The sequence below is a fragment of the Massilia phyllosphaerae genome (assembly GCF_034659755.1).
Classification (GTDB): domain Bacteria; phylum Pseudomonadota; class Gammaproteobacteria; order Burkholderiales; family Burkholderiaceae_D; genus Telluria; species Telluria phyllosphaerae.
The window spans coordinates 1-1,661 of sequence record NZ_JAXSQX010000027.1 but is presented as its reverse complement, the minus strand read 5'-3'; the positions used below and the strand labels follow the sequence as shown (position 1 = coordinate 1,661).

The following is a 1,661-nucleotide window of genomic DNA, read 5'->3' as shown; positions in this document are numbered from 1 at the left end:
ATCCGCAGCTTCGGTGACTGGCTTAGCCCCGTTACATCTTCCGCGCAGGACGACTCGATCAGTGAGCTATTACGCTTTCTTTAAATGATGGCTGCTTCTAAGCCAACATCCTGACTGTTTTAGCCTTCCCACTTCGTTTTCCACTTAGCCAATCTTTGGGACCTTAGCTGGCGGTCTGGGTTGTTTCCCTCTTGACACCGGACGTTAGCACCCGATGTCTGTCTCCCAAGCTCGCACTCATCGGTATTCGGAGTTTGCAATGGTTTGGTAAGTCGCAATGACCCCCTAGCCATAACAGTGCTCTACCCCCGATGGTGATACTTGAGGCACTACCTAAATAGTTTTCGGAGAGAACCAGCTATTTCCAGGTTTGTTTAGCCTTTCACCCCTACCCACAGCTCATCCCCTAATTTTTCAACATTAGTGGGTTCGGACCTCCAGGGCGTGTTACCGCACCTTCATCCTGGCCATGGGTAGATCACCTGGTTTCGGGTCTACACCCAGCGACTGTCGCCCTATTCGGACTCGATTTCTCTACGGCTCCCCTATCTGGTTAACCTCGCCACTGAATGTAAGTCGCTGACCCATTATACAAAAGGTACGCCGTCACCCCATAAAGAGGCTCCGACTGTTTGTATGCACACGGTTTCAGGATCTATTTCACTCCCCTCCCGGGGTTCTTTTCGCCTTTCCCTCACGGTACTGGTTCACTATCGGTCGATTACGAGTATTTAGCCTTGGAGGATGGTCCCCCCATCTTCAGACAGGATTTCTCGTGTCCCGCCCTACTTGTCGTATGCTTAGTACCACCAGTGAGATTTCGTGTACGGGGCTATCACCCGCTATGGCGCCTGTTTCCAAAGGCTTCCACTATCAAACTGACTATCACATACAAGGCTCATCCCATTTCGCTCGCCACTACTTTGGGAATCTCGGTTGATTTCTTTTCCTGCAGCTACTTAGATGTTTCAGTTCGCCGCGTTCGCTTCACACACCTATGTATTCAGTGTGAGATGACCTAAAAGGCCGGGTTTCCCCATTCGGAAATCTGCGGATCAAAGCTCGTTTGCTAGCTCCCCGCAGCTTATCGCAAGCTACTACGTCCTTCATCGCCTGTAATCGCCAAGGCATCCACCATGTGCACTTATTCACTTGTCCCTATAACGTTGGCCTCTTCATGAGTTAAAGAGAACGCTACAGGCAAATGACAGCTTACTTTGTTTGTTGATACATACAGATTACTACCCTAAGTGTTCACTACATCTTTCGATGCGATGAACGCTTAAAGAAAACTTTACTTCTTCCAGATTGTTAAAGAACGAGAACTACACTTATCTAAGACACTAGCCGCGTGGCATCGTCTTACATAAGTCCAGTTTCAATCGACAGCCGATAAGTGTGAACGCTTGATGACGGAACGTTAGTTCCTGGTGCTACTCTAGAAAGGAGGTGATCCAGCCGCACCTTCCGATACGGCTACCTTGTTACGACTTCACCCCAGTCACGAATCCTACCGTGGTAAGCGCCCTCCTTGCGGTTAAGCTACCTACTTCTGGTAAAACCCGCTCCCATGGTGTGACGGGCGGTGTGTACAAGACCCGGGAACGTATTCACCGCGGCATGCTGATCCGCGATTACTAGCGATTCCAACTTCACGCAGT

2 rRNA genes are annotated in these 1,661 nt (G+C 49.8%); both read right to left on the bottom strand.

Annotated elements, in window-relative coordinates:
- Nucleotides 1–1,158, bottom strand: a 23S ribosomal RNA gene (locus U1H99_RS30055); the annotation flags it as partial.
- Between the two features lie 284 nt (nt 1,159–1,442).
- Nucleotides 1,443–1,661: ribosomal RNA gene (locus tag U1H99_RS30050) — 16S ribosomal RNA — on the bottom strand; the annotation flags it as partial.